This is a genomic window from Campylobacter sp. FU_520 (assembly GCF_025772385.1).
Classification (GTDB): domain Bacteria; phylum Campylobacterota; class Campylobacteria; order Campylobacterales; family Campylobacteraceae; genus Campylobacter_D; species Campylobacter_D lari_C.
Window position 1 is genome coordinate 63,185 of the sequence record NZ_JAKMRZ010000006.1, and the last position, 26,883, is coordinate 90,067.

Annotated in this window: 26 protein-coding genes; 1 reads left to right on the plus strand and 25 read right to left on the minus strand. The window is 30.0% G+C overall.

Annotated features, from left to right (window positions below; all coding sequences use genetic code 11):
* Positions 1–9 precede the first annotated feature (9 nt).
* The 3 genes from L8W55_RS03550 to mqnP are packed head-to-tail and all read right to left on the minus strand — an operon-like array spanning position 10 to position 1,893.
* Positions 10–531 carry a DUF6115 domain-containing protein gene (locus L8W55_RS03550; RefSeq protein WP_263677360.1) on the minus strand — a complete coding sequence of 174 codons (522 nt, stop codon included), beginning with the start codon at positions 529–531 and terminating at the stop codon, positions 10–12.
* Positions 524–1,027, minus strand: coding sequence for a hypothetical protein (locus tag L8W55_RS03555; RefSeq protein WP_263677361.1), 504 nt, complete (start codon positions 1,025–1,027; stop codon positions 524–526). Before L8W55_RS03555 ends, L8W55_RS03550 begins: the two co-directional genes overlap by 8 nt.
* On the minus strand, positions 1,018–1,893 hold the full coding sequence (mqnP, locus tag L8W55_RS03560) for a menaquinone biosynthesis prenyltransferase MqnP (protein WP_039619329.1): 876 nt from the start codon (positions 1,891–1,893) through the stop codon (positions 1,018–1,020). The genes L8W55_RS03555 and mqnP overlap by 10 nt, the downstream gene beginning before the upstream one ends.
* Positions 1,894–1,962: 69 nt before the next feature.
* Here mqnP and miaA point away from each other — a divergent pair, with 69 nt between their 5' ends.
* Positions 1,963–2,838 carry a tRNA (adenosine(37)-N6)-dimethylallyltransferase MiaA gene (gene miaA, locus L8W55_RS03565; protein ID WP_263677364.1) on the plus strand — a complete coding sequence of 292 codons (876 nt, stop codon included), beginning with the start codon at positions 1,963–1,965 and terminating at the stop codon, positions 2,836–2,838.
* Here the strand turns inward: miaA and L8W55_RS03570 are convergent.
* From L8W55_RS03570 to L8W55_RS03675, 22 genes are all read right to left on the minus strand, one after another.
* Positions 2,829–5,192 carry a tetratricopeptide repeat protein gene (locus tag L8W55_RS03570; RefSeq protein ID WP_263677365.1) on the minus strand — a complete coding sequence of 788 codons (2,364 nt, stop codon included), beginning with the start codon at positions 5,190–5,192 and terminating at the stop codon, positions 2,829–2,831. The genes miaA and L8W55_RS03570 overlap by 10 nt on opposite strands.
* 24 nt (positions 5,193–5,216) lie before the next feature.
* Positions 5,217–6,614, minus strand: a complete 1,398-nt coding sequence (locus tag L8W55_RS03575) for an NADH-quinone oxidoreductase subunit N (protein ID WP_263677366.1) — start codon at positions 6,612–6,614, stop codon at positions 5,217–5,219.
* Positions 6,614–8,083 carry a complex I subunit 4 family protein gene (locus tag L8W55_RS03580; RefSeq protein ID WP_263677367.1) on the minus strand — a complete coding sequence of 490 codons (1,470 nt, stop codon included), beginning with the start codon at positions 8,081–8,083 and terminating at the stop codon, positions 6,614–6,616. The genes L8W55_RS03575 and L8W55_RS03580 overlap by 1 nt, the downstream gene beginning before the upstream one ends.
* A gap of 1 nt (position 8,084) precedes the next feature.
* Positions 8,085–9,887, minus strand: a complete 1,803-nt coding sequence (nuoL, locus tag L8W55_RS03585) for an NADH-quinone oxidoreductase subunit L (protein WP_263677368.1) — start codon at positions 9,885–9,887, stop codon at positions 8,085–8,087.
* Positions 9,875–10,186 (minus strand): NADH-quinone oxidoreductase subunit NuoK, encoded by a 312-nt coding sequence (gene nuoK / locus L8W55_RS03590; protein ID WP_263677387.1) that lies wholly within the window; start codon positions 10,184–10,186, stop codon positions 9,875–9,877. The genes nuoL and nuoK overlap by 13 nt, the downstream gene beginning before the upstream one ends.
* On the minus strand, positions 10,186–10,692 hold the full coding sequence (locus L8W55_RS03595) for an NADH-quinone oxidoreductase subunit J (RefSeq protein ID WP_263677369.1): 507 nt from the start codon (positions 10,690–10,692) through the stop codon (positions 10,186–10,188). Before L8W55_RS03595 ends, nuoK begins: the two co-directional genes overlap by 1 nt.
* Positions 10,685–11,317 (minus strand): NADH-quinone oxidoreductase subunit NuoI, encoded by a 633-nt coding sequence (gene nuoI / locus L8W55_RS03600; protein ID WP_087699779.1) that lies wholly within the window; start codon positions 11,315–11,317, stop codon positions 10,685–10,687. The genes L8W55_RS03595 and nuoI overlap by 8 nt, the downstream gene beginning before the upstream one ends.
* 8 nt (positions 11,318–11,325) lie before the next feature.
* Positions 11,326–12,324 (minus strand): NADH-quinone oxidoreductase subunit NuoH, encoded by a 999-nt coding sequence (gene nuoH / locus L8W55_RS03605; RefSeq protein WP_263677370.1) that lies wholly within the window; start codon positions 12,322–12,324, stop codon positions 11,326–11,328.
* Complete coding sequence (locus L8W55_RS03610; protein ID WP_263677372.1) at positions 12,321–14,774, minus strand: NADH-quinone oxidoreductase subunit G; 2,454 nt, start codon at positions 14,772–14,774, stop codon at positions 12,321–12,323. The genes nuoH and L8W55_RS03610 overlap by 4 nt, the downstream gene beginning before the upstream one ends.
* The gene (locus L8W55_RS03615; RefSeq protein WP_263677373.1) at positions 14,771–15,487 is read right to left on the minus strand and encodes a hypothetical protein; all 717 of its coding nucleotides are present in this window, start codon (positions 15,485–15,487) and stop codon (positions 14,771–14,773) included. The genes L8W55_RS03610 and L8W55_RS03615 overlap by 4 nt, the downstream gene beginning before the upstream one ends.
* Positions 15,484–15,711 carry an NADH-ubiquinone oxidoreductase subunit E family protein gene (locus L8W55_RS03620; protein WP_039642382.1) on the minus strand — a complete coding sequence of 76 codons (228 nt, stop codon included), beginning with the start codon at positions 15,709–15,711 and terminating at the stop codon, positions 15,484–15,486. The genes L8W55_RS03615 and L8W55_RS03620 overlap by 4 nt, the downstream gene beginning before the upstream one ends.
* Positions 15,708–16,934: an NADH dehydrogenase (quinone) subunit D gene (gene nuoD, locus L8W55_RS03625; protein ID WP_039619347.1), complete on the minus strand. Its 1,227-nt coding sequence runs from the start codon at positions 16,932–16,934 to the stop codon at positions 15,708–15,710. Before nuoD ends, L8W55_RS03620 begins: the two co-directional genes overlap by 4 nt.
* Position 16,935: 1 nt before the next feature.
* On the minus strand, positions 16,936–17,727 hold the full coding sequence (locus L8W55_RS03630) for an NADH-quinone oxidoreductase subunit C (RefSeq protein ID WP_263677374.1): 792 nt from the start codon (positions 17,725–17,727) through the stop codon (positions 16,936–16,938).
* Complete coding sequence (locus L8W55_RS03635; protein WP_039619352.1) at positions 17,727–18,224, minus strand: NuoB/complex I 20 kDa subunit family protein; 498 nt, start codon at positions 18,222–18,224, stop codon at positions 17,727–17,729. The genes L8W55_RS03630 and L8W55_RS03635 overlap by 1 nt, the downstream gene beginning before the upstream one ends.
* A complete protein-coding gene (locus tag L8W55_RS03640) occupies positions 18,203–18,622 on the minus strand; it encodes an NAD(P)H-quinone oxidoreductase subunit 3 (RefSeq protein ID WP_039629108.1) in 420 nt (139 codons plus the stop codon). Before L8W55_RS03640 ends, L8W55_RS03635 begins: the two co-directional genes overlap by 22 nt.
* Positions 18,623–18,741: 119 nt before the next feature.
* Positions 18,742–19,410, minus strand: coding sequence for an ATP-binding cassette domain-containing protein (locus L8W55_RS03645; RefSeq protein WP_263677375.1), 669 nt, complete (start codon positions 19,408–19,410; stop codon positions 18,742–18,744).
* The gene (locus L8W55_RS03650) at positions 19,394–20,167 is read right to left on the minus strand and encodes an ATP-binding cassette domain-containing protein (RefSeq protein WP_263677377.1); all 774 of its coding nucleotides are present in this window, start codon (positions 20,165–20,167) and stop codon (positions 19,394–19,396) included. The genes L8W55_RS03645 and L8W55_RS03650 overlap by 17 nt, the downstream gene beginning before the upstream one ends.
* Positions 20,164–20,940 (minus strand): ABC transporter permease, encoded by a 777-nt coding sequence (locus L8W55_RS03655; protein WP_263677379.1) that lies wholly within the window; start codon positions 20,938–20,940, stop codon positions 20,164–20,166. Before L8W55_RS03655 ends, L8W55_RS03650 begins: the two co-directional genes overlap by 4 nt.
* Complete coding sequence (locus L8W55_RS03660; RefSeq protein ID WP_263677381.1) at positions 20,933–21,898, minus strand: ABC transporter permease; 966 nt, start codon at positions 21,896–21,898, stop codon at positions 20,933–20,935. The genes L8W55_RS03655 and L8W55_RS03660 overlap by 8 nt, the downstream gene beginning before the upstream one ends.
* Entirely contained in the window at positions 21,883–23,418 is a 1,536-nt protein-coding gene (locus tag L8W55_RS03665; RefSeq protein ID WP_263677382.1) for an ABC transporter substrate-binding protein, read from the minus strand. Before L8W55_RS03665 ends, L8W55_RS03660 begins: the two co-directional genes overlap by 16 nt.
* A 42-nt stretch (positions 23,419–23,460) precedes the next feature.
* Positions 23,461–25,404 (minus strand): BCCT family transporter, encoded by a 1,944-nt coding sequence (locus tag L8W55_RS03670; protein ID WP_263677383.1) that lies wholly within the window; start codon positions 25,402–25,404, stop codon positions 23,461–23,463.
* Between the two features lie 97 nt (positions 25,405–25,501).
* A complete protein-coding gene (locus tag L8W55_RS03675; protein WP_412175266.1) occupies positions 25,502–26,782 on the minus strand; it encodes a hypothetical protein in 1,281 nt (426 codons plus the stop codon).
* Between the last annotated feature and the right edge of the window lie 101 nt (positions 26,783–26,883).

A 26,883-nucleotide genomic window follows, 5' to 3' on the forward strand; every position in this document is an offset into this window, starting at 1 on the left:
CAAAGGCCTTTATAATAATTTATTAAATTTCAAAATAAGCTCAACTCTACCCATACCTATACGCAAATCTTTGGCAATTTGCTCAATGGATTTTTTTTGATTAAAAAGCTCTATTACCTTTTGCTCTTCATTATCATAGCTTGGGCTTAATTTTGTAATACTTTGGGTTTTTTGTTCTAAATTTAACAAACGATTTTTTTGCTCACTTTGAAATTCTTCAATCACTTCTTCCACTTCTTTTAAAGCATTTAAAATAGGGATAATATTTTGATTGATTTTTTGTTCTAATACTTGCAAAAGCTCTTCTTTTAACTCTTCTTTAATAGCTTCAGTGTCTATTTCTTCTTTTTCTTGTTCTTGTTCATCTAAGCTTTCTTTTTTTAAATAATGATATTGCTTATTTAAATCTTCTATCATCTTACCAAGTTCATTAATTTTAGCAATATTTTCTTTTTCTTTTATCATCATATAAGCAAACATAGCAAAAATTAATAAAGCTACTACAAGCCACAATAATAAATCACTACCCATTTTCTTGCTCCTTTAAAATCTTAATCATCGCTCTTTGCATATTTGCTACAAAATTATCATACACAAGCTCATCTTCTGCTTTTATTTGTGTAATTTTTGCCTCATTTTCATTTAAGGCTTTAAAAAAAATACTAATTTTTTGACCATTTAACTCAAATCTTGCATAATATTCCTCATCTTGAGTCAAACACTTATCTTTAAACTGAATGTGTGCAAAATTTACACCCACCACAAAGGCTTTATATTTTAAATCTGTAAATAATTTTGTTTTATTGATATCATTTTTTATCAAATACAATTCTTGTTTTATATCCATAAGTAAATCAAAAATAATTTGCTCACCTTCGCTAAATTCCACTCTTGAGGCAAGCTTTTTCCATTTGCTTAAATTGACATAATTATTACTTGAAAGATATTCTTGCAAAAACTCTTCACATCTTTCTTTGCTCTCTTCAAACTCAAGCTCTAATGAGCTTTTAAAAAATTTTATCTCCATAAAAGATCAACCCAAATAAATATAAAAAACACTATACTTAAATACCCATTTAAAGTAAAAAATGCTTTATCAATTTTTGCAAAATTCTTTCTAACAATGCGGTGTTCAAAAAATAAAATAATCGCACTAATTATCACACCTAAAAAGGCAATATTTCCCGTTGGAGCCACCCAAACAAATAAAAGCCAAAAAAGCACTGCTAAAACATGACAAAATGCTGAGATAAATAAGGTTGCCTCGAGCCCAAATTTAGCAGGTATAGAGTGTAAGCCTGTTTTTTTATCATACTCCATATCTTGCAAAGCATAAAGCAAATCAAATCCAGCTGTCCAAAAAGTAACACCCAAACACAAAATCACACTATAAATTTCAATACTTCCCAAAACTACAATGCTACCTGCAATAGGAGCAAGCCCTAAGCAAAATCCTAATACTAAATGCGCTAAGGATGAAAATCTTTTAAAAGCTGAATAAATAGCTAAAATAAATAATACCGGCAAAGAAAGAGCAAAGGCTAATTTATTAATAAAATAGCTTGCCAAAACAAAAATAATAGCATTTAAAATAATAAAAAGTAAAATACTAGTTTTACCTATACGTCCATCGATATTAGGTCTATTTGCACATCTTGGGTTATTTTTGTCAATATCCTCATCCATCAAACGATTAATCGCCATTGCAAAATTTCTTGCACTCACTGCACAAATAATACCCAAAAATAAAGCCTTAAAACCAAACCAAGTACTATCATTTAAAATAACAGAAGCTACAATCATTGAAGTAAATAAAAAAGGTAGGGCAAAAATAGAATGCTTAAAAACAATCAAATCTAAAATATCTTTTAATTTTTCTTTTAATATAGGCATTTTTTCTCTTTATAATATATTTTTGTTATGATTTTACTAAAATAATTTTAAATTTAGGATATTTTTACGATGTTTTTTGAATTTGCACTCATTGGAACTACTGCAAGTGGCAAAACAGAACTTGCTAATAAACTAGCTTATGAATTTAACGCAAGTATTTTAAGCCTTGATAGTCTTTGTGTATATAAACAAATCAACATCGCTTCAGCCAAAACAGAGCAAAAAACCTTAGATGAGCTTGATTATTTTGGCATAAATTTATTAAATGTCAATGAGCATTTTAACATCGCTTTGTTTTTTGAAGAATACAAAAAAGCAAAAGCTTTTGCCCAAAAAAATAATCAAATGCTTATTATCACAGGTGGAACTAGTTTTTATTTAAAAGCTTTAATGGATGGCTTGAGTGAAAATTTCAAAGAAAGCCAAAGCGCACTAAGTAATGATGAAATTTATCATTTAATGATAAAAATTGATTCACAAGCAAAAATAAAAAAAAACGATACTTATCGTTTGAAAAAATGGCTTGGAATTTATGAGCAAACTAATAAAATTCCAAGTGAAGTTTTAAAAGAAACCAAACAAGAAGCTTTGATTAAAAAACTTGATATTTTTGAAATTTCTTGGCAAAAAGATCTTTTAGAAAAACGCATTATTAAGCGCACTAAAAATATGCTAAATGAGGGTTTAGTAGATGAAGCTAAAATGTTATTTGATAATTATGATCATAATTTAAAAGCACTAAATTCCATAGGTTTAAAAGAATGCAAAGAGTTTTTAGATAAAAAAATAAATTTAAATGAGCTTGAAGAGCTCATCATCATTCACACAAGACAACTTGCTAAAAGACAAAGAACTTTTAATAAAAAATTCAATAAAGAAATTTTAGATTTTCAAAATGCTTATGAGAATTTAAAAGCTTATATTTTAAAAAAATATCAAGGTTGAGTATTTAAGACATTTAATTTATCTTTACACAAATTTTGCCAATTGCTTGTTGCATTAATATCTATACAATTTTGCAAACTTTGCTTTTGATTTTGCACATCTTTTAAATCTTCATAAATATTACTTTGCGTATAAAAAGCTCTTGCGCGCTCATCATCTTTTAAAGGATTAGCAAGTAAATCTTTAAATAAAGTTAAGGCTTTTTGGGCTTGATTGTTTTGTTTTAAAGCTTTGATATAGATAAATTCTAAATCAGGACTAAAAAGATTCACCCCTTTTAAATTTTGATAGTCAATAGCCTTTGGAGCATAAGTTAAAATGCTGGTTAGAAAATTATTTTTTTCACAATAACGCAAAAACTCATAATATAATTCCACCATACGATAATTCATAGGAAATTGCTCTAATTTTTGCAAAGTTCTTATCATAGCATTATAATCTTGTAATCTAAGCTCAGCAAAAAATTTAATATAATTTGCTTCAAATTTTTCATTATCACTAATAATCGTTCTTGTGTTTAAAATATCGTTAATTGTTTTTATAACAAAGCTGTAGCGCTTATCTTTAAGAGCTAAATCAGCACTTTGAAGCTTATAAAAAATAATATCATCATTTTCATTTTCCACTATGTATTTTTTAGCTTCTTCTATGCGCGTTGTGCGTTTAAAACATTCAAGCATTTGCTTTTTATTTTGTATTTTACCCCCTACATTATAAACTTTAAAATCATCATATATTTTAATAGCAGCTAAACATTCATCATTTTTTAATTTTTGTTCTAAAACTAAAATAGCAGCTTGTTCTAAAAGATTTTTAACTTCTTTATTAGAGTATTTTTCAATGTCTTTTTGATAACTTACAACTTTTTCATAATTTTTTTCTTGAAAATACAATTTTACATTATCAAACAGCGCCTTACTAGAAATTTCTCCAGCATATTTTTTCATAATTTCTTCATATCTTTGATGTAAAAAACTTGCATTAGCATCTTTTAAATATAAAAAGTTTTTATCTTGCGCTTCTTTGATTAAACTTACATATTCACTCAAAGGAAAATCTTCTGCATAAAGATCTAAATATTTTTGAGCCTTGGTATGCTCATTTGCATTTAATAAAGCCAAAGCAAGATCTTTTAGCACTTTTTCATATTCTTTATCTACCTTAGTTAAATGCGTAAAAATATACTCATAAATTTTAGAACTTAAATCATAAACCCTATTATTAGCAAAAGCTTTAGCTAATAATAAGGAATTTTCCAAATCGCTCATGAAAAATTCAGGATTTGATTCTAAAATTTTATTTGCTAATTCTTTTGCTTCTTTTGTATTTTGAGTTTCTAAATAATTTTTTGATAAAAATAAAGCTGCCCTACTGGCTAAATCTGCATTTGGAGTAGAATAATACACATCTTGATAAATATTATTTGCGGTATTTTTTTTACCCAAATGATATAAATAATCTGCATAATCAAGCAAAGCCATTATAGTGTATTTATCGCCTTTATGCTCAGTATTTAAAGTATCTATAATATATTCAACATTTGATCTTTGTGATAAACCCATATAAACTCTCATCATAATATACATCACTTCTGTATAATCTTTATCGTTAATATAAGTTCTCACCCATCTTTTAGCATCATCTAACATTTGTTCTAAAATTACTTGGTCTTTATCAAGTTCATAAGTATAAAGTTTATTTTGCGCTCTTAACTTATAAAGCTCAAATTCATTCATAAATACACTACCTTGATAACGCTTAATAGCATTAACAGTATCTCTTAATACTTGATCATATTTTTTTGCTTCATATTCTTGTTTTATACTAAAATAAGCGTTAAAATCTGCACTTTTAGAAGTTTCCATAGGGTTAGAATTTAAATCTAGCGCTCCAATAAAGGGCATTAATCCATCATCAAAATAAATATCAAAATCAAGCCCATCGCTAGGTTTGTAATATCTTAAATCTTTAGTAAAAATAAACACAAAGTGTTTGGAAGTATCTCCACTTTGACTTTGAATTTCTTTTGCATTAAAAATATCTTGGGAATAATTAAACATCTTAGCTAAAATTTTAGGATAGATTTTGATTGTCAAAAAGGTTTGGTGCTTTTCAAAATAAATTGTAAAATCATCAAACTCTTGATTTTGAAATTGCATATTGCTAACACCCAAAACATTACATTCAAAATGGGTCTTTTCAAATTCAAAAACATTTTTACAAGTAAAATCTTTATTATCTTTTAAATGCAAAAGTGCAAAGGGGCGCTTGTGTTCTTCCCCTTTATTAACAATAATTTCAAAAGAAAATGTGTAAGTTATACTTAATAAAAATAAAAATAAAACCCTTATCATAAGCGTGATTATAGCAATATTATTTTACAAAAGCAAAAACACGCAAGAAACACTTCCAATCAAACACAAGCACAAAATAATCTTTTGTTTTACATCTAAGTTTACACTTTCTATAATTTGAGCTTTTTTGAAAAAAACATAAATTAAAATTTTCAAATAAGCATAAAGCATAATCATAGAACTTAAAGCTATAGCAAATACAAGCACATAATAGCCTGAATTTAAAATAGAAGCTAAAATTAAAATTTTACCCCAAAAAATCCCAAAAGGTGGAATACCTGCTATACATAAAATAAATATAGCTAACATTATAGACAATACCGGTCTTTGATCAAACAAGCCTGAAAAACTCTCAAATGAACTTTTTTGAAATAAACTCAATATCAAAAAAATTCCATAATTTGCAAAAGCAAAAGAAATCCAATACACAAATAAAGCAAAAATTGAAAGCAAATAAGAAGTCCCATCACCTTGAGAACTTACACTCATACTAGAAACAATAACTGCTAATATAAAAGAAGAATGAGTAATAGAACTATATGCAAGCATTTTTTTTACATCTTTTTGGATTAAAGCTACTATACTTACAGCAAGCATAGAAAAAATCGCTAGCAATGCTACTATATATTCAAATTTTACCCCACCACCCAAAGCAGAAAAAATTCTTAAAACTACTATTATCATAGCTATTTTTGGTACTATAGATATAAATGCTATAAAATTTGTATGCACCCCATAATACACATCTTTTAACCAAAAATGAAAAGGTGCGATAGAAAGCTTTACCCCAACAATAACTAAAAACATTACTCCAGCACAAAGCAAGATAGGATCTGAAATGTATTCAGAATGCAATAAATTATCTAAATCCAAAGACTTAGTTTTTAAATACACAAAAGCACAAGCAAAGACAAAGAACCCAGCTCCCACCGCAGCTAGAGTAAAATACTTTATACTAGAGCTAATAGCATTATGAGTTCCTCTTAAAGCTATTAATGTATAAAGAGCTAAAGAAGAACCTTCTAATGCTAGGAAAATTACGATTAAATTAGTGCTTGATACCATTAATATCAAAGACGCAACCATAAATAAAAATAAAGAAAAAAACTCTGGCTTTTGTTCATCTTTGTCCATCAATAAATAAAGCATAGAAAAAACTAAAATAACTAATTGAGCAAAAATTGCATAATTATCGCTTACAAATAAACCAAAAAAAGCATGAGAATTATCTAAAACAAAGCCATTATAAAGCAATAAAAAACATAAGGTGCTAAGCAAAGCTATAACACTTACTCCTATATAAAAATTTCTAGAAAGTTTTTTAAACGCACCCAATAAAAGTAAAGCAATAGCCCAAAAAAGCAATGACAACACAGGAAATAATAATACAAAATTCAATTTTTCTAAACTAAAGCCACTCATTAAAAACCTCTTATATCATCTATGATTTTTTGATTTTCTATTGCAATATTTCTTGTTTGCATAACCTCAAGAATGCTATTTACATTCAAAGCAATTTGATCAAGCATAGCACTTGGAGCTATCCCTAAATAAATTACCAAAGCACTTAAAATACTCAACACAAAAATTTCGCCTTTTTTTAATACTAATTTCTCCATTTTTTCTGCGTTAGTGGCAAAAAACATATTTCTATAAATATTTAGCATATAAATAGCCCCTAAAATGATCACACCACCTGCAAATAATGCATACCATAAATTTACGCTTGCTATGCCTTGTAAAATTAAAAACTCACCTACAAAAGAAATGGTCAAAGGTAATGAAATAGATGAAAATAATAGCACTGCAAAGAAAAAACTAAACACTGGAGCTGTTTTAGCTAAATTTTTATAAAAGTCTAAATCAAAAGTATGATATCTTTTATAAAGCATATAAGCAGCCAAAAACAAACCACCTGTTACTATACCATGTGCAAACATGTAAAATACAGAACCACTTACCCCATTATAAGTAAAAGTCACAATACCTAAAATCACCACACCCAAATGCGAAATTGAACTATAAGCGATTAATTCTTTTAAATCCTTGGTTTTAAAGGCAATTAAAGCTGCATATAAAATTCCAACTATACATAAAATAGCAAGCAAAGAATAATAATGATTTAAAGTATCAGGTGTTAAAGGCAAGATAAATCTTAAAAATCCAAAAGGAGCCATTTTAAAACTAACAAGCATTACAGATACTAAAGTCGGACTTTTTGCATAAACTTTTGGCGCCCAAGTGTGGAAAGGAAATAAAGGACTTTTAATCGCAAAAGCGATAAAAAATCCTATAAAGATTAAATTTTGCACACTTTCAGGTATGAAAAATTCACTCTTATACCAAGCAAGTAAATCAAAACTCCAATACCCAAAACTTTGATAATACAAAAACCCTACATAAATAATCGCTAAAAGCATAAGCATAGAACCGCAAAATGCATAAATGAAAAATTTAATCCCTGCTTTATAATTATCTGAATATCTGCCTATTAAATAAATAAGCGGTATAAGAGAAAACTCCCAAAATACATAAAATAATAAAGCATCTAATGAAGCAAAAAGCCCTATAATACAAAATTGCAATAAAAATATACTTACTACAACACTTTTATCTTGAATATCCAAACATATAAAAGATAAAAAAATCATAATAGAACAAAGCAACATCAAATAAAGCGCTATAGCATCTACACCGATATGAAAATTAACTATTAAAGAATTTAAACTAAACTCATAAGCTATACCACTATGATAATTAAACAACAAAAAAACATTAAAAACTAAAATCAAAAAACTAACTAAAACAGCAAAAGACTTGCTATCTTCTTTTTGCAAAAACAAAGCTATAAAAGCTGCAAAAAATGGAAATAACATTAATAAACTAAGCATTTTACACCGCCAACGCTAAACAAAATAAACATACAAAAGCCAACACTGTAATTCTTAAAACCAAAGAATAATCCTTACCTATGCTAAGAGTCCTAGCAAAAGTTTTAAGGAAAAATGCAACACTATCTACCAAAGTGTCTAAAATTTCTTTATCAGCTTTTCTTAAAAATTCACAAAATAAAGCATATTTACTAACAATAAATTGATGATAAAACCTTGGTATATAGTATTCATTAAACAAAAGCTTATAAATGCTTGTTTTAGAAAGTGATGGTTTAAACCAATTTTTCCAATAAGCTATGATAGCTAAAAGCACTCCAAGCACTGCAACAGTACTTGCAAGCACCATAACTAAAGAATTTTGTCCATCAATAAAAGCTAAGTTTTGACTTACAAACTCCATAAAACTATGCTCAAAAAACCCTGCAATAATAGCAAGTAAAGCCAAAGGACTCATCGCAAGCAAGGCTATTTTACTAGCTTCATGAGGATGCTCTTCATGTCTTTTTGGAGTAAAAAATACAAGCATTAAAAGTCTAAAACTATAAAAAGCTGTCATAAAAGCTGCTATTAAAAGCACTAAGAAAATTCCATGATGATGACTTATAAAAGAAAATCCTAAAATTAAATCTTTAGAGAAAAATCCTGCAAAAGGATAAATTCCTGCCAAAGCCAAAGAGCCTATAAGCATTAAAATAGCACTAAAACGCATACTTTTATAAAGCCCACCCATTTTGCTAATATCAAGCTTATCATTCATCGCATGCATTACATTACCTGCACCTAAGAATAATAAAGATTTAAAAAATGCATGAGTTACTAGATGAAATAAAGCTATAGCATAAGCTCCAAGACCTGCTGCTACAAACATATACCCAAGTTGAGAAAGTGTTGAATAAGCAATAATTCTTTTTAAGTCTTTAGCTACCATAGCCATAGAAGCAGCAAAAAGCGCTACAAAAGCTCCAAGTATAGCGATAAAATACCCTACTTCAGGAACTTGCAAATAAAGCTCTCCTGCGCGAATTACTAAATAAACTCCCGCAGTAACCATAGTCGCAGCATGGATTAGCGCTGAAACTGGTGTAGGTCCTGCCATAGCATCAGCAAGCCAAGTATGGAAAGGAAATTGCGCTGATTTACCCATAGCACCCACAAAAAGCAAAAGCGCTATCAAAATCAAAATCATATCATTTTCATGCCCTAAAGACAAAAGGGTAAAAAACTCATCGTATTTTAAAGAATTGAACTCTATATAAATTAAGAAAATTCCTAAAAGCAAAGCCAAATCTGCAATTCTATTCATGATAAATGCTTCATTAGCAGCAAAGGTGTATTTTTCATTATGATACCAAAAACCTATCAAAAGCCACGAGCAAAGTCCAACGCCTTCCCAACCTATGAAAAGTCCTAAGAAATTATCACTCATAATCAAAAACATCATAGAAAAAACAAAAAGCCCTAAATAGCTAAAATAGCGATTAAACCCTTCATCATGCTCCATATAAAATATACTATACAAATGCACAAAAGTAGCAACTATACTTACTACATTCATCATAATTAAAGTAATAGAGTCTATTTTAAAACCAAAACCAACATCTACTAAAGATATCCAAGTACCAAGTTCAAAATTAAAATGCACCCCATTGCTTAATAAAATAATTGAAGCAAATGCTGAAAAAGCTATAAGCAAAGAAGCTACATAACCTAAAATAATTTTCTTAGCACTAAAAGCAAAAATACCTAAAACAATAGCTGAAACTAAAGGAGAAAAAAGTGCAATTAAAGCTAAATTTTGCATTTTAACTCTCCTTTTTCAGTTAAAGAGCTAAGCTCTAGTGTTCCTGTTTTTCTATACCATAAAACACAAAGTGCTATCCCAACAGCTACTTCACAAGCTGCTACCCCCATTACAAATAAAGCAAAAATTTGACCCTCTATATCTTTATGGGAAGCTCCTGCTGTAACTAAAGCCAAATTAGCAGCGTTTAATAAAATTTCACTTGAAATAAAAAGCATAATTAAATTTTGGCGTTTTATAATACCTATTAGACCAATGATAAACATCAAAATAGCCACAATGTAGTATTTTTCTAACATCATTGCTCATCCTTTTTTATATTTTTTTGAGTAAGTGCTATAGCACAAATTAAAGCTATTAAGAGCAAAATCGCCATAAATTCAAAAGCAAGCATGTATTTTGTAAATAGGGCAAAACCTATTTGCTGGGTTGAATCAAGACCATAAACTTCACTAGTTTCATTTAAGCCAAAGTTATAACCCATAATAATACTAATTAACAAAATAGCACTAAAAATCACAGCAAAAATAAATACTCTTTTACCTTTTAGACTTTCCTTTACTTTTATCGAAGCATCAAAAAACATCATAGCAAAACTATAAAGACCTAAAATGGCCCCACTATAAACGATAATTTGAATTGCTCCAATAAATTCAGCATTAAGTAGAAAATAAAATCCGCTTAAAAAAACCATAGCCGCAGCCAAAGAGCTAATAGCATAAAGTACACTGGTACTTAAAACGCTAATTAGAAAAAATCCCAATACCAAAACACTTAACAAACAAAAAGCTATCGTTTCAAACATTTTCTTCCTTTGGAGCATCTTGCTGTCTTTGCAAATCTATCTCATAATAATTTGGAGTTTTCTTTACTAAATCATCAGCATCTTTTCTTAAACTACCACTTCCTTCAAACACCACTTGATTTTTAAGCTCATCAATAGGAGTTAAAAAATCTTCCTTTTGACCAAAATAAGATCTTTGTTCTGCTGCATTTTCATACTCTTTACCATGTACAATGGCAAGTTCAGGACAAACATCAGCACAAAAACCACAATAAATACAACGCCCTAAATTGATACTATAATTTTCAACCTTTTTACGTCCATCTTCGCTTAAACTTGTTTCCATTCTTATGCAATTACTAATACAAATTTTTTCGCACAAGCCACAACCAATACAACATTCATTTTCACTTTCAATAAAACGCATCAAACGATGTACCGCACGGTAGCGATTATCTAAAGCAACTTTTTCCATAGGATATTTAATCGTTGCACTATTGTTCTTTTTAAACATTTCTCTTAATACGACAAATAAACCTACAAAAAGTTCTGTATTCAAAGAACGCTTGATTACTTGTATGAATTTTTCATAAGCATTTTGAGGATTTTTACGCTCAAAATCTACTTTAAAATAACCTTTTTTCATTGTTTTTCCTATATCACAAGTACTAAAGCACTAATTAATAAATTTAAAACCGCTAAAGGAATTAAAATCAAATAACACATTCTCATTACTTGATCAGGACGCAGTTGCGGAAAAGCCCCTCTAGCCCAAAAATACCAAAAGAACACAAAAGAAACTTTCAAAAGCATCATAATAGCCCCTGGTATAATCCAAAAATCATTAAATCCACCCAAAAATAAAAGCGATATCATAATCGCTCCAGTGATCATGGCTGTATATTCTCCGATAAAAAACATACCCCATCTAAGCCCACTATATTCAGTGCCATAACCTGAAACAAGTTCAGTTTCGTTTTCGCTTAAACAAAGTGGAGTTCTATTAGTTTCTATAAAAATGGCTATTACAAATAAAATAAAAGCTAAAGGCTGTTTAAAAATAAGCCAAGAAAGTATGCCTTCACTTTGATAATTATTAATATCTACTAAAGATAAAGAACCAACAAGCATTACAACACATACCAAAGAAAGTCCTGCAACACTCTCATAAGAGATAATAGAAACAAGTCCTCTTGCCCCACCTAACAATGACCATTTATTATTACTAGCCAAGCCTCCTAAAAAAATCGCATAAAAACTAACCCCGCCCATACCTATGACAAATAATAAGGCCACATTAATATCAGCGATAATAGGACGAATCACTCTACCAAATAAAGTAAATTCAGGAAAAATAGGTATAGCTGCAATTGCCACAAAAGCACAAATTGCTGCAATCAATGGAGCGATTAAAAACACCACTTTTTGAGCATAAGTTGGCACTATATCTTCTTTAGTAAAAAGCTTAATCATATCAGCAACTACTTGAAGCAATCCAAAAGGACCTACCATATCAGGCCCTAAACGACGATGAAATAAAGCCAAAGCCTTTCTTTCAAGATAAGTTGCCAAGCCTGCTAAAGTAGCAAAAATAGCTATAACAAGTATGCATTTGATAATTGTTTCTATAATAAAAAAAGTAATATCGCTCATATTTTAGCTCCTGCTTTTTCAAGCCAAACTTTTGCATATCGAGTATTATCAAATAAAGATTTATAATCAATCTTACTATCATAATCCCCCAAATACGCGCCATTTTCTAAAGATTCATCGCATTTTACACTTATAGCAATTTGAGTTTTTTCATTTTTTAAAATAACACTATCATCTTGGTTTAAATCAAATTTTTGCATTAAATCAGACGATAAAAATAAAGCTCCAACCTCATTAAAAGCCCTATTACTAAGCTTTGAAAACTGATGAATGCTATTTGCATGATATAAAGTCAAATTTCCTTCATTTTGCTCTTTAATTTCTTGAACGCTTAATGTTTTTTCAAACTCAAAATGGGAAAAATCAAGCTCATAACCTCTATGATTTACCCCACCATTATCATAATGATTTTCTAACTCGTCAAAATCAATTGCCTTAAAGCCTTTATTTTGTGGTAAAAATTTAGTATAGTTGATCGTAAATTCCTCATCAAAATCTAAAGCATTTGCTAAATCATTTAAAAAATAACCTTTAAATTCTAAAGCTGCATTTGTAGGAACTAATCTTTTGTCATAATTTACAAAGCTACCTTCTTGTTGATTTAAACTAGAACTTGCAAGATCAAAATGCCCATCATAAGAAAAAGTAAAATCGCCTTTTTCGTTATAACCTAGTGTTTTTCCCGCTTGAAAATCTTGACTTAAATCACAAATCAAACTCACGCCTAAAGTATTGGTGCAAGTTGGATTTAAAAAGACTTTAAAATCAGTATATTTTTGCACCAAAGCACAAAGTTTTGCTAGCTTTACACTTTGCTCATCATAGTAAAAATCACTTCCTATAATAAGTGTAAATTTTTGCTTTTTTGCGAGCAAAGTTTCTAAAATATCCTCATCTATACCAAGATTTTTCGCATAATTTGATCTTTGCACCTCTATGATTTTTTTAATTTTTTTAGGCACAAGTTTTTTAACTTCTTCTATAATAGTTGCACCATTTTCATTTTGCTTTTCTATCTTTTCAATAACTTCTTCATTAATAGTTTCTTCTATTTCTTTAGTGCCTTGATAATACGCATTTTCTAATGTATTTTTAAAATCTTGTGGAAGCTCTTTGGCAAATTTTTGCAAGATAAATAATAAAATACTTTCATTATCTTTAATATCATGATTAATCTGCAAGAAATTTTTAGAATATTTATCCACACCTTTATCTTTTATAGGGTGAAAATATAGCCCTGCACCTTTATTCATCACTAAAGCGTTATTAACTTTATATCCTAGCGTTGGCGCATCATAGCGTAAAAATGAACCTACGATGATTAAAAAATCACTTTGAGTGATATCGTCTGTATTTGCATTATACATTGCATTTGCATTTTGATAAAAACAAGCTAGGAAATCTTGGAATTTTTTAGCTTCATGGTTTATAAGATTAAGATTAAATTTTTTACTTAAATTTTGCAAGATTAAAGCTTCTTCGTTAGTAATAAAACTATTAAATAAAATATTTTTTATTTCATCATTTTTTATCATATTTACTAATTTTTGAAAGGTTTTTTCATCTTTATCTTGAACTTCATTTTGGGTATTAAAACCATATCTTGCAGCTTTATTTAGCGTAGCAAAAGCAAAGTCATTGCTCACTCTATAAATTTTTTCTTTTTGATTATTAATACTAGTTTGTTTAATATCATAATACATCAACTCACAATCACTAGAATGGGGATTACTAGCTGGAATTTTCTTTAATTCCCAAGCATTAGATGTATATTGAAAAGCCGAACCCACCAAAGCTCCCGTTGGGCACACACTTGTACATTCTCCACAAAAAGAACAATCAAGCATATCACCGCTACTTGGCGCAATTAAACTCTTTTGAAATTTAGTCCAAATCGCTAGCGCGTCTTTACTCATACTCTCTTTAAAACTTGCATCGGGCGCGTTTGCTCCTCTTGGAGTAGTTTTTAAAGCACTTTCACCTATTTTATCTTTACAAACTGTGATACATCTTTCACACACTATACATAAAGCTGGATCATAATTAATCTCGCCCCATTTTTTATGCTCTTTATGGGTATCTTTAATCCAATAATTTTGCACATTTACTCTTGCTTTGTGTGTAAAGTTTTGAAGCTCACATTCGCCAGATTTATCACATACTCCACATTGTAAAGGGTGGTTGATACAATATGCTTGCATGATAGCATTACGCTCATCCCATAAATTTGACAAATCACTCTCTACTACCATACCTTCTTTAACTTTAGTATTACAAGAATAAACCTTTTTACCATCAGCTTCTACCATACACATACGACATGCAAGTGTTGGAGAACAACCATTTAAATAACAAATTGCAGGAATGAAAATATCATTTTTTCTTGCGACATTTAAGATATACTCACCCTCATTTGCCTCACATTCTATACCATTAATGATAACTTTCATTTTATAACCTTAACTTGAGCTTTTGAAAAAGCAAAATCAGTGCTTTCATAATTAAACAAAGCCACCGTGCCTTTTAAATCATGATTGATTTTTACTATAGTTGTAAATTCTTGAGTGTTTATTTTTAAGTTAATTTTATCCTCATCCTTAACCTTAGCAATCAAAGCAAAAGAAGAAGAACAATGCAAATTTTTGTCCCTTAAAGGTGTTTGCATGATGATAGTTCCATCAAAATTATCAAGTTCTAAAAGTTCACTAAAAGAATTTTGTATTGATAAATTTTCTTCATTTTCATTAGAGCAAATTAGCAAAAGATTAAATTTATGACAAAGTTTTTCTAAAAAATACTTAATATTTTCAAAATCTTTATGTTGGTATAAATTTTCATCAAAAATAATACATTTTGCTTCTTTTAAAAACTCCAAAATCTCTAAAGCTTCTTCTTCACCAAAGCAAGATTCAGCACTTAAATAACCCTCATCAAGCTCGTTAAATTCAGCCTCTAAACTCATCTTGCAAAGCAAAGCAAGCACGAAAGGTACACTTGCGATCTCACATTTATAAAAGCTTGCTTTTAAATTTTTATCTTCTAAACAGGAAATATTGTAATTTTTACTTTTGTTAAGCTTAGCGCAAAGCGAAGGATTTTTTAAAGAAAGTAAATCCACAAAACACAAAGCATTTAAACCTTCTTGATATTTTGCTAATTTCATTGTCCTACCTTTTTAAAAACTATAGTCCAATCAACTTGATTAAATTTTAAAGAATTTAAAAGTTCACAATTTTGCTCTTTTATGAAAGCAAAACTTTTTTCTACATTAGAAAAATCTCCTATTTCAAACAAAACCACTAAAACTTCACCCATATAAGCATTTTGAATGATTTGCTCTAAATCCTTAAACAAATCTTGACTTTTTCTTAAATCCACGCGTCTCATCGGTCTATCTCACCTAAAACTATATTAATACTTCCTAAAATCGCCACCGCATCAGCCAAATATGATCCAACAAGCATTTCTTCTAAAAACGCACAGTGAAAAAAACTTGGGGTTCTAGCTCTTAATCTATATGGCCTACCGCTACCATCTGAGTGAATAAAAAACCCAAGTTCGCCTTTTGGACTTTCAGTTGGCACATACACCTCTCCTTTTGGTGGTTTTAAGCCTTGAGTTACTAGAACAAAATGTTGCATAAGCGAATAATTTTGTGTCATAATTTGCTCTTTTGAAGCACTTACATACTCAGGATGATTGCATAAAATTTCAGGTGGAGTATCTTGATAAAGCTTAGCACATTGAACTAGAATTTTCAAACTCTCTCTAAATTCTTGCATATAAACTTTATATCTTGCATAAGAATCACCCATTTTAGCCACAGGCACGCCAAAATCTACCTCATCATAGAGCAAATAAGGCTCTTCTTTTCTAACATCATAAGCAATCCCGCTTCCTCTTAGCATAACCCCGCTACAACCCCAACTTAGCGCTTGTTCTTTGCTTACCACTCCTACATTTTCAGTTCTTGCACGCCAAATTCTATTATCATCAAGCAAGGCTTCATAATCTTTTATATCATTTGGAAATTTATTGCAAAATGCTAAAAGTTCATCTAAAAAACCTTCAGGTAAATCAAGCATTACCCCGCCTATTCTCATAGATGAATGTGTAAGTCTTGCCCCACAATATTTTTCTATTAAATCAAGCACATATTCACGCTCTCTAAAGCAATATAAAAATACTGTCATCGCACCAATATCAAGCGCATGTGTAGCAAGCCATAACAAATGCGAAGCAATGCGGTTTAACTCAAGCAAAATCATCCTTATCACACTTGCTCTGCGTGGAATCTCTAAGCCACAAAGTTTTTCCACAGCAGCTACATAGGCATAATTATTTGCACTAGCTGCGATATAATCCATTCTATCAGTAGTTGGGATAAACTCTTGATAAATCATATTTTCAGCCATTTTTTCCATACCACGATGCATATAGCCTATACAAGGAGCAGCCTTGGTGATTTCTTCTCCATCAAGTTCTAAAATAAGGCGTAAATTTCCATGAGCGCTAGGGTGTTGGGGACCAAGATTTACTATCATAGTACCATCTTCACGCTCAAAGCTTATATTTTCATAATAAGGTTTTAATTTAGTAGAAATTTGCATTTTATCTTCTCTTATCTAAAATTTTTACTTGCGTTCTTTTGGCTTTTTTCACAAAAGGCACACCACCTTCTTCTTGATATTCTTGTAGATATTTATCTTCTCTTGGGGCTTCGCCTTTACCAACCTCATGATAAATTCTGCTAAAGTTTAGCGTGTCTTTTTCATCTACAAAACCTGGATCTCTATTTTCCTCACCTACAACCTCGCGGTATTCTTTTCCAAAAATTTTATCTATCTCATACCATTTAGCAAATTCATCACCATGCAAAGGATAGCTTTTTAAAAAAGGATGTCCATACCAATCATCAGGCATTAAAAGTCTTTTTAAATTCAGATGATTGATAATGAAAATTCCAAACATATCATATATTTCTCTCTCACACCAATTAGCACCCTTAAAAACACTCATAACACTTTGAAGTCTTTCTTTTAAATCAACGAAAGTCTTTACTCTCACTCTTAAATTTTTCTCCATATTTAAAAGCTGATAATATACTTCAAAACCTTGTTTTTGAGCGACAAAATCAATCGCACTTGCATCAGTAAAACAACTATAACCTAAATTTTTAAGCTTGCTAAGAATAGCAACATTATCATCTTTGTTTATCTCAATCACCCAAAAATCAAGCTCTATAAAAGAATTTTTTAACTCAAATTCTTGGCTTAAGATTTGATGATCACTCTCAAAAGCACTACTCTCTGTACTTAGTTTTTTAGTTGCAGGTGCATGGTAAAATCTATCTTCATAATAATTTTTTAGCTGAGCATTATTCTTATCGCTATATTTTCTCATCATATAAGCCTTTTTGGAGCTATTTTTCTGCTTGCTTTTTCTTTACGAATTCTTTTTTGTAAAATCATCAAAGCAAATTGAAAAGTTTCAGGGCGTGGGGCACAACCTGGCACATAAATATCAACAGGAATGATTCTATCTACCCCTTGAACAGTAGAATAGGTATTAAACATACCACCAGTATTTGCACAAGAACCCATAGAAATAACCCATTTAGGATCAGGCATTTGATCATAAAGTCTTCTTGTAAATTCGGCGTGTTTTTTGCTTAAAGTACCCGCTATAATCATTACCTCAGATTGTCTTGGACTTGCTCTAAAAATAGTTCCAAATCTATCAAAATCATATCTTGCACCACCTGCTGCCATCATTTCAATAGCACAACAAGCAAGCCCATAAGATAGCGCCCATAAAGAATTACTCCTACCCCATTGCACTAACTTATCAACCGTAGTTAAAACAACTGGCGCATTGCTCATTTTTTGATACTCTGCCATGCGAATGCTCCTTTTTTATAAGCGTATAAAAAACCTATTGCAAGCAATAAAATAAAAACAAACACTTCCACTAAGGCAAATAAAGATAAGCCGTATTTTGAAAGCTCTGCGGTTAAATCTTTAAAAATCACCGCCCAAGGAAATAAAAACACCACTTCAATATCAAGCAAAATAAAAATCAAAGCAAAAACAAAAAATTGAGAATTGATTTTATTTGCTTGCTTAGAAGCCATAGGCCCACATTCATAAATTCCAAGTCCGAGTTTTTTTCTATTATGAGAGGCGAGTTTGGAGCCTATTTTAGAAGAAATATACACCAAAGTAAAAAATATAACACTTGCAATAACAAGCATTGCAAAGATGCCAAAGTATTGATGCTCTATAGTTGCGTGCGTCATAATAAACCTTTTATTCAAGCATAATTAAAATTTATTTTACTTTAACTTAGCTATATAAAAACTTATTATCAAAAAAATAAATTTTATGATATTTCAAAATGAAACAATTTTTATCTTTATTATAAAAACACTTTTTTATGGCATATATCTTGCAAGATTTTTTCTTGATGAGAAATAAATATATAAGTAATATCGTGTGTTTTTTGAAAAGCATACAAGTAGTTTAAAATTTTATAAGCAGTCACTACATCAAGCGCTGCTGTGATTTCATCTAAAATAAGCAATTTTGGCTTTAAAAGCAAAGCTCTAATCAAACCTAATCTTTGACTTTGACCACCACTTAGCTTAGAGGGTTTTAAATTTAAAATATCTTTTTCAAGCTCAAAAGCATCAAAAAGCTTAAAAAGCTCTTCAAAATCGGGCTTAAGTTTAAAATTTTCATACACATCAAGTAAAAGTCTTTTAGTGCTTTTGTAAGGATTTAAAGCCAGCTTTTGATCTTGGAAAATATATTGAATTTTTTGGCGTAATTTTCTTTGAGCGTTAAAATCTAAATTTAATATACTTTCATTTTCAAACAAAACTTCTCCAGTATTTGCGCGTTCAAGCATGCAAAGAATTTTAGCTAGAGTGCTTTTGCCACTACCACTTTCCCCACAAAGCAATAAATTTTCATTTTGATTTAAAACAAAACTCACATCTTTAAAAACAAAAATTTTTTCTTCTTTTAAATACCAGTGTTTTTTAAATTTATAAGATTTGCTTAAATTTTTAACTTCTAAAAACATTTTCATTCTCAAAATAATTTAACAATTCTTTGGCAAAAATACCTTTTGGATTGCTTAAAAACTCTTTCATAGGCATTTGATAGAGCAAAGTTTTATCTTCTATGATGGCCACCTCATCGCAAAGCTCTTTAGCTAAATTTATATCATGCGTGATGAAAATAAGATTTTTAAATTGTGCTTTTAACTCTTTTAAAATAGTGATGATTTTTTCTTCATTAGTCTTATCAAGTGAGCTTGTAATCTCATCACACAATAAATACTTAGCCTCGCTTAACAAAGCTAGCGCTATTTGAACACGTCTTGCCATACCACCACTTAACTGATATATAAAAGAATGCCACAAAAGATCATGATTTTTAAGCCCCAAGCACTCAAAATAATAAAAGGCCCTTTCTTTAATCTCTTTTGTGCTTAAACTCGTATGAGTTTTTAAAACTATATTAAAATAACTCCCTATATCAACAAGAGGATAAAAACTCCCATAAACATCTTGAAAAAGTAAATTTACCTTAGCTCTTAAGGCATTTAGCTCATTTGATTTTAAATTTAAAATATCTTTTTGATCTATCCGAAATTTTTGTGCATTAAGCTTATAGTGTTTATCAAAAAGCTTAATCATACTTTTTAAAAGCAAGCTTTTTCCCGCTCCACTTTTACCCATGATAGCCAAAGCTTTACCATCTTCTAAATTAAGATTTACATCCTTTAGTAAGATTTTATCTTTAAAGCTAAGGTTAAGATTTGAAATTTCTATCATGCTTTAATCTCTTCTTGCAAATCATTACCCAAAGCAAGCAAAGGCAAGATAAGCATAAGTATAAATGCTACTGGAAAAACTATCATCCACCAAAACCCTAAAAACACAGCCTTACTTGCTTCATTTAGCATATTTCCTAAACTTGGAGTCCAAAGCTCTACACCCAAGCCAAAAAAACTCAAAGTGGCTTCACTTGTAATAGCATGAGCAATATTTAAAACAAAAAGCACAAAAAGCAAATTCCAACAAGCAGGCAAAAGCTCACTAAATAAAGCTTTTATCTTACTAGATCCTAAAATGATAGCATTTTGATAAAACTCAAGTTTTTGAAATTTATTCAGCTGAGTATCAAGCACCTTTGCCACAAAAGCAAAATGCCCCAAAGCGATAATAAAAATCATACTCCACAAAGATCCTGCCAAAAAGCTTTGAAAAAACATAATCACAAGCAAAGAAGGTAGTACCAAAAGCATATCAAGCACTCTAGCAAAAAAAGCATAAGCAAAAAATCTTGTTAAAAACACATAAACACAAGCAAAAAGCACACTAAAAAATGCTGCCATTACCCCTACAAACAAAGAAACACGCAAGGCATATAAAATACGCGTAAAAACATCTCTGCCAAGTAAATCTGTGCCAAAAATATGACTTAAATTTGGGGCTATTTTAGCCTTACTTAAATCCACTAAATTAGGATCATAAGAGCTTATTAAAGGTGCAAAAAGTGCTAAAACAAAACTTAGCAAAATCATCATCACACAAAACTTACGCATTAGCAAACCTTGGATTAATCATCTTGCAAATTATTTCTACGATCAAATTTACAAGCACCACCACTAAAATGCTAAAAATTACCACAGCTAGCACCACAGGATAATCTTTAAACAATATGCTTTTAATTACCAAATTTCCCACGCCCTCATAAGAAAACACACTTTCTACTATATAAGTTCCCATTAAAAAACTCACAAAAGAAGCAGCAAAATACGCAAGTATAGAACCAAAAGCATCTTTTAACACAAAGTGCAAATAAATTCTTGTTTTGCTAAGTCCTCTTGCAAAAGCACTTTCTATAAAGCTTTGATTTAAACTATCAATCAAACTTGTCCTTATAAAACGCACAAAAACAGCTAAATGCGAAAGCACCAAAGCACATACTGGTAAAAACAAATGCCACAAACGATTAAACACATCATCTTCAAAGCCAATATCTGCAATAGCCGAACTTGGAAAAAGCTTAAAAAATACAGCAAAAACCAAAATAAGCATTAGCGATAAAGAAAAAGCAGGCAATGCAAAAAAACTCATCGTTAAAAAAGTAATAAATTTATCCAAAAAACTATCTTTATAAAGAACACAAAAAAGTGCCAAAACCAAAGATAACACAAAAAGCACCAAAAAAGCTAAACTCCCTAGTATGATGGTATAAGGAAGTTTTTCTTTTAAAATTTCACTAACCTTTTCTCCGCTAATTAAAGAGTAGGAAAAGTCGCCTTTCATGGCATTAAAAAGCCAATTTTCATACTGCTCTAACAAGGGCTTGTCTAAATTTAAATTACGCTCGATTTCTTCTTTTATTTTAAGGCTAGTTCCTTGAGGCACACTAGCAAAAACCACACTTCCTTTAGCATGATAAATCATCACAAAACATAAAAAACTTGCAAAAATCATCAAAAAAAACGCCCACAAGAGGCGTTTAAAAATGAGTTTTAACACTAATTTTTGCTCCACTCATAAGCATTCCAAGTAAAACCCACCCCATGATGACCCAAAATATGAGGTTTTATACCTTGGATATTTTTAGCAAAAACTAAAGGATAATCAATATAAGCTATAAATAAAAACGCAGGATCTTTATATAAAGCATCAATAAATTCTTTATAGTGTTTTTTTCTTTCATTTACATCAAGTGAATTTCTAGCCTTTGTTAAAGCCTCATCAACTTTAGCATTTTGATAATGACCAAAATTCCATCCACTTGAGTTTAAAGCGCTATCTTGAGAGCTTGCAAAAACTCTAAAGGTATGAAAATCAGGATCATAAGGACTACCCCAACCCACTAAAAAGCTATCAATTTTCGTATAGTCAAAACTTCCACTTGGCTTAGCTACCGCTTTAGCTTTTATACCAAGCTTTAAAAACTCACTTTGTAAGATATTTACCAAAGCTACTCTTAGCGGATCTTCACTCATAGCATACATTTCAAAGCTAAATTCTTTGCCATTTTTTTCTAAAATTCCGTTCTTGTTTTTCACAAAGCCCGCTTTTGCTAAAAGCTCATTTGCTTTTTTTACATCATAAGCATAACTTGCAAATTCTTTAGGATTTGCCCATGATTTTTCTAAAGGATGATTTGCTACCTTTCCAAAAGAATGCAAAAGTGAATTTATAATAGCTTGTTTATCAATAGCATAATTTAGTGCTAAACGCACATTTTGATCTTTTAAAAACTCATGATCAAGATTAAACATCAAAGCACGATAATCAGCCGAAGGCTCTATAAGCATTTTAAAGTTTTTATCATTTTCAAAATTTGAAGCTAGAGCAAAATCAACCAAAGCCACATCAATAGAACCATTTTTAAGCTCGATTGCGCTAATGCTTGGATCTTTAATGTGTTTTAGTATGAGTTTTGGTGTTTTTACCTTAGCTAAATGATAATTTTCATTTGCCTCTAAGATCATGTATTGACCTTTTTTCCATTGTTTTAGCTTATATGATCCTGTTCCTATAGGCATTTGATTAAATTTAGTAGTGTTTAAATTTTCTTTTTCAAGTAAATGTTTTGGTAAAATCCCTACACTTAAAGCGTCTAAAAATGCAGGAAAAGGCTTTGAAAGTGTGATAGACAAATGATAATCATCGATGATTTTTACTTCTTTAACTGCGTCAAAATTTACTTTTGAAGGCGAATTTAACCTCTCATCTTTTAAAGCGTTTATACTAAATTCCACATCTTTAGCACTAAATTTAGTCCCATCATGCCATAATACATCATCTCTTAAAGTAAATTCATAAACAAGCCCATCCTTGCTAACTTTCCAAGAGCTAGCAAGATCAGGCGCTAATTTCATATTCTCATCAAAGCGTGTAAGTCCTGAAAACACAAGAGCAATTGCCACATCATGATCTTCACTAAAAAGCGGATTTATACGCTCTGGCTCATTTTCCACTGCTATAACGATCGTATCTTTTGGCGTGGTAGCAAAAAGATTTAAAGCACAAAAAAGCATGATAAAAAATCTCAACATAAAAGGCCTTTCTTATAAAATAAAGTGAAATTATAACGCTTTTTAATCATAAGCTTTGGTAAAAATTTCATTTTTATCATCAAATAAAAGTTGCAAATACCTCTCATACTGCTTTAATATATCTACGATGATTTCTTGCTCGTTTAAATACTCTATATTATAACCATTACGCGAATCAGCAAAGAAAGTTTGTGGCTCAAAAATAAATTCTTTAGAATAAGTTGGCATAAATTTATCATCGATTATGCTTTGGCTTGCTTGTTTTTTTACTACTTGCACTCCATAGATAAAATCTTTTGCAAATTCTTTTTTTATAATCAAACTTATACTTGATTTTTCTTGAACAATTTGTGTTTTTAAGCCGTAATTTTTTAGACTTTGGCTGAGTGATTCCATAGCATTTTTGACTTTGGTGTTTAAGAAATTTTGTATGTCTTGTTCTTTGCTTTGTTTTAAAATTCTAGCTAGTCTTTCTTGCCAAAATTCCCCTGAAAAATACACACTACTTTGACTAAGCTTAGTTAAAGAATAATTTACATCTACGATTAAACCTTTAAGCAGTGAAAAACACATCAAACAAAGCAAAAAGGCAAAAGGTAAAGCCACTATCATAGTGATACTTAAAATCGCTCCCAAACCACCTGAATACAGCAAAGAAGTGGCCAAAAGTGCAAGCACAAAACCCCAAAGGATATTTTGCCATTTGTATGGCTCATGAGCCCCACCACTACTTAAAGAATTTAACACAAATATCCCACTATCTGCTGAAGTGATAAAAAACAAAGCTAAAACCAAAAGTGCAAGCAAAGAGCTAAAATAAGAAAAAGAAAAATTTTGTAAAAAATAAAAAAGCAAACTTTCAGGTGCTGAAGTAAAAGGACTTAAAATATCATTGAAATTTAAAGCACTATTGCCAAAAATGCTAAACCAAAGTATATTAAAACTAGTAGGCACCACAAGCACACCAAAGATAAATTCTCTTATCGTTCTACCACGAGAAATTTTAGCAATGAAAAAGCCCACAAAAGGCGCCCAACTAAGCCACCAAGCCCAATAATAAATAGTCCAGTTATTAAACCACTCTATATGTTCTTTTTCATAATAATAAGTCTTAAAACTCAAAGAAATTAAATTTTGCAAATAATTGCCAATATTAGAGCTAAATTGCGAAAGAATTTGAATGGTGTTGGTTGAAAAAAGCACAAAAAGCATTAAACACACTGCAAAAACCAAATTTGCCTCGCTTAAAATTTTTAAGCCCTTTGTCAAACCACTAATCGATGAAAGCGTAGCTAAAGAAATGATGATGATTATAATCACGCTTTGTTCTAAAAAGCTTTGTTCGTTTAAAATGCCTAAATTTAAAAAGCCAGCATTAAGCTGAGAAGCACTATAACCAAGCGTAGTGCTAATACCAAAAACCGTGACAATCAAAGCTAGCATATCGACTAAATTTCCCCAAAAACCATAAATTTTGTCTTTAAGCAAAGGGTAAAAAGCGCTACGCAAACTAAGAGGCATTTTATATCTAAAACCAAAATACGCCATAGCCAAAGCACACACCCCATAAATAGCCCATGGGTGAATTCCCCAGTGAAAGATAGTATGTAGCATAGCTTCTTCATCGCTTGTTTGTAAGGCTTTTTTATGTATAAGAGGTTCAGCCACACCAAAATACATAAGCCCCACGCCCATACCCGTAGCAAAAAGCATAGCAAGCCAAGAAGTGAATTTAAAATGAGGTTTTTCATCATCATCACCGAGCTTGATATCGCCAAATTTTGAAAGAGCAAGTGCTAGCATAAAACACACAAAAAAACTCACGCTTAATATATAAAACCATGAAAAATTTGCAAAAATCCCGCTTTTGATATGATTGATAAAATCATTTGTAAGCTTAGGTAAGAAAATACAACTAAGACTTAAGATGATTATGATACTAATGCTTGGGATAAAAACTGATTTTTTAAAACTTGTCTTTAGCATGGTACTCCTTTTTTTGGATAATTTTCATTATACCATAAGCTAAAAACGAGCAAAATTTAAAAACCAAAAAAACAAAAAAGGCTTTAAGCCTTTTGATTTAGCTTGGTACTATGGAATTTTTTCGTGCGGTTTTTTGGAGTGAGAATATCACTAAAGCTACAAGTATAAAATACACTACCGATAAACTAAGCAGTAAAGGATAAGTAGCATTAGTGTCTTTTTCTAAAAAGCTTCCAAACACAGGAAGCATTAAACTAGGTTTTGCAAGTAGTGCAAAAATGCAAACTATATAAGAAACACCAATGATAATTTTTCTTATAATTTCTTGCTTATCATCAAGTAAAATAAATTTCAAAGCAAAAAATACAAAAAGACTTATAATAGCAATATGTGTATACAAAGCTACAAAATCTAAAAAATTAAAAATCACATAAAAAAAGCTACCGAAAATATATAAATTAGTAAAAATATTGAAAGAAAGTATCGGTAAAACTATAAATAATAAAATCAATATATAAACAAAATTGTTTTTTATAAATTCATCTAGCTTGCCACTTTCTTTGTTTATATTTAAACCAAAAATATTATAAGTCGTTTTATTATGTTCTTTAAAAATATAACTTTCGTTAGTATCTACTTGAACAATGTGATATTTTGCATTATTTTCTATACTAGGTTGTTTAAATTTATCAAGTGCAAAAGAAAAAATGCTAAAAAGCATAATGACGATAAGTAGATTATGAAATACCTTTAGCAAATCTGTATGATGATCACAAAGTTTACGATAAAAGAAAAGTTGATATTTATCCACCACATCTTTGGAGGTTTTATCTTGTTTATCTTCTAACTCTATCTCTTTACAATAAAGCTCGTATTTATGAAAATTTGAAGCTTCTAAAAGATTGTTATCTTTTATCAATGCATTTTTAAAAACCCTAAAAGAATCTCTAAAAAAATTTGTAAATTTATCCGAAGAACCTTTGTCTTGTTCTTCTATATCTTTAAGAAATTTTTCGTATTCCTCTTTTGTTTGTATTTTTAAATCATCAAAAGTAAGATTTAAATTTAAATTTACGGTATTTAAATTTCCTTTGAAAATAACCTGATAAAAATTTGGAATTTTATAAAATGTTACACCAATAAAACTCACTGTTTTTTCAAATTCGCCATCTGCAAATTCAGCACATTCGTAAAAAACAGAATTTTCAAAAAAAACACTTTCATTAAAGCATACCAATGTAAAATACAGTCCTAATTTCTTATAATCTTCATCAATTTCACTGTTATCTTTATTTCCAAATTTAGAATTCAAGAAAAAGCATTTATTTTTAAATTCACTATCAAATATATAAGTTTTTTTTACAGAACAATCATTCATCCAAAAATACTTTTTGAACTTACTGGAAACTATACGCAAATATTTTATTTCAGTTTTTTCTTTAAAATCAATCTCTTCTGAAAAAGTGCTATTTTTTACAC

Bases quoted from the DNA above. Each gene is read 5' to 3' on its own strand.
- L8W55_RS03615 (WP_263677373.1), bottom strand. From the start codon at position 15,487: ATGAAATTAGCAAAATATCAAGAAGGTTTAAATGCTTTGTGTTTTGTG.
- L8W55_RS03655 (WP_263677379.1), bottom strand. From the start codon at position 20,940: ATGCGTAAGTTTTGTGTGATGATGATTTTGCTAAGTTTTGTTTTAGCA.
- L8W55_RS03580 (WP_263677367.1), bottom strand. From the start codon at position 8,083: ATGCTTAGTTTATTAATGTTATTTCCATTTTTTGCAGCTTTTATAGCT.
- L8W55_RS03640 (WP_039629108.1), bottom strand. From the start codon at position 18,622: ATGACGCACGCAACTATAGAGCATCAATACTTTGGCATCTTTGCAATG.
- nuoD (WP_039619347.1), bottom strand. From the start codon at position 16,934: ATGCAAATTTCTACTAAATTAAAACCTTATTATGAAAATATAAGCTTT.
- nuoH (WP_263677370.1), bottom strand. From the start codon at position 12,324: ATGAGCGATATTACTTTTTTTATTATAGAAACAATTATCAAATGCATA.
- L8W55_RS03675 (WP_412175266.1), bottom strand. From the start codon at position 26,782: ATGAATGATTGTTCTGTAAAAAAAACTTATATATTTGATAGTGAATTT.
- nuoI (WP_087699779.1), bottom strand. From the start codon at position 11,317: ATGAAAAAAGGTTATTTTAAAGTAGATTTTGAGCGTAAAAATCCTCAA.
- L8W55_RS03670 (WP_263677383.1), bottom strand. From the start codon at position 25,404: ATGCTAAAGACAAGTTTTAAAAAATCAGTTTTTATCCCAAGCATTAGT.
- nuoL (WP_263677368.1), bottom strand. From the start codon at position 9,887: ATGCAAAATTTAGCTTTAATTGCACTTTTTTCTCCTTTAGTTTCAGCT.
- L8W55_RS03595 (WP_263677369.1), bottom strand. From the start codon at position 10,692: ATGTTTGAAACGATAGCTTTTTGTTTGTTAAGTGTTTTGGTATTGGGA.
- L8W55_RS03635 (WP_039619352.1), bottom strand. From the start codon at position 18,224: ATGGCAGAGTATCAAAAAATGAGCAATGCGCCAGTTGTTTTAACTACG.
- L8W55_RS03575 (WP_263677366.1), bottom strand. From the start codon at position 6,614: ATGAGTGGCTTTAGTTTAGAAAAATTGAATTTTGTATTATTATTTCCT.
- L8W55_RS03645 (WP_263677375.1), bottom strand. From the start codon at position 19,410: ATGTTTTTAGAAGTTAAAAATTTAAGCAAATCTTATAAATTTAAAAAA.
- L8W55_RS03570 (WP_263677365.1), bottom strand. From the start codon at position 5,192: ATGATAAGGGTTTTATTTTTATTTTTATTAAGTATAACTTACACATTT.
- L8W55_RS03555 (WP_263677361.1), bottom strand. From the start codon at position 1,027: ATGGAGATAAAATTTTTTAAAAGCTCATTAGAGCTTGAGTTTGAAGAG.
- L8W55_RS03550 (WP_263677360.1), bottom strand. From the start codon at position 531: ATGGGTAGTGATTTATTATTGTGGCTTGTAGTAGCTTTATTAATTTTT.
- miaA (WP_263677364.1), top strand. From the start codon at position 1,963: ATGTTTTTTGAATTTGCACTCATTGGAACTACTGCAAGTGGCAAAACA.
- L8W55_RS03650 (WP_263677377.1), bottom strand. From the start codon at position 20,167: ATGATAGAAATTTCAAATCTTAACCTTAGCTTTAAAGATAAAATCTTA.
- L8W55_RS03620 (WP_039642382.1), bottom strand. From the start codon at position 15,711: ATGAGACGCGTGGATTTAAGAAAAAGTCAAGATTTGTTTAAGGATTTA.
- mqnP (WP_039619329.1), bottom strand. From the start codon at position 1,893: ATGCCTATATTAAAAGAAAAATTAAAAGATATTTTAGATTTGATTGTT.
- nuoK (WP_263677387.1), bottom strand. From the start codon at position 10,186: ATGTTAGAAAAATACTACATTGTGGCTATTTTGATGTTTATCATTGGT.
- L8W55_RS03610 (WP_263677372.1), bottom strand. From the start codon at position 14,774: ATGAAAGTTATCATTAATGGTATAGAATGTGAGGCAAATGAGGGTGAG.
- L8W55_RS03630 (WP_263677374.1), bottom strand. From the start codon at position 17,727: ATGAGAAAATATAGCGATAAGAATAATGCTCAGCTAAAAAATTATTAT.
- L8W55_RS03665 (WP_263677382.1), bottom strand. From the start codon at position 23,418: ATGTTGAGATTTTTTATCATGCTTTTTTGTGCTTTAAATCTTTTTGCT.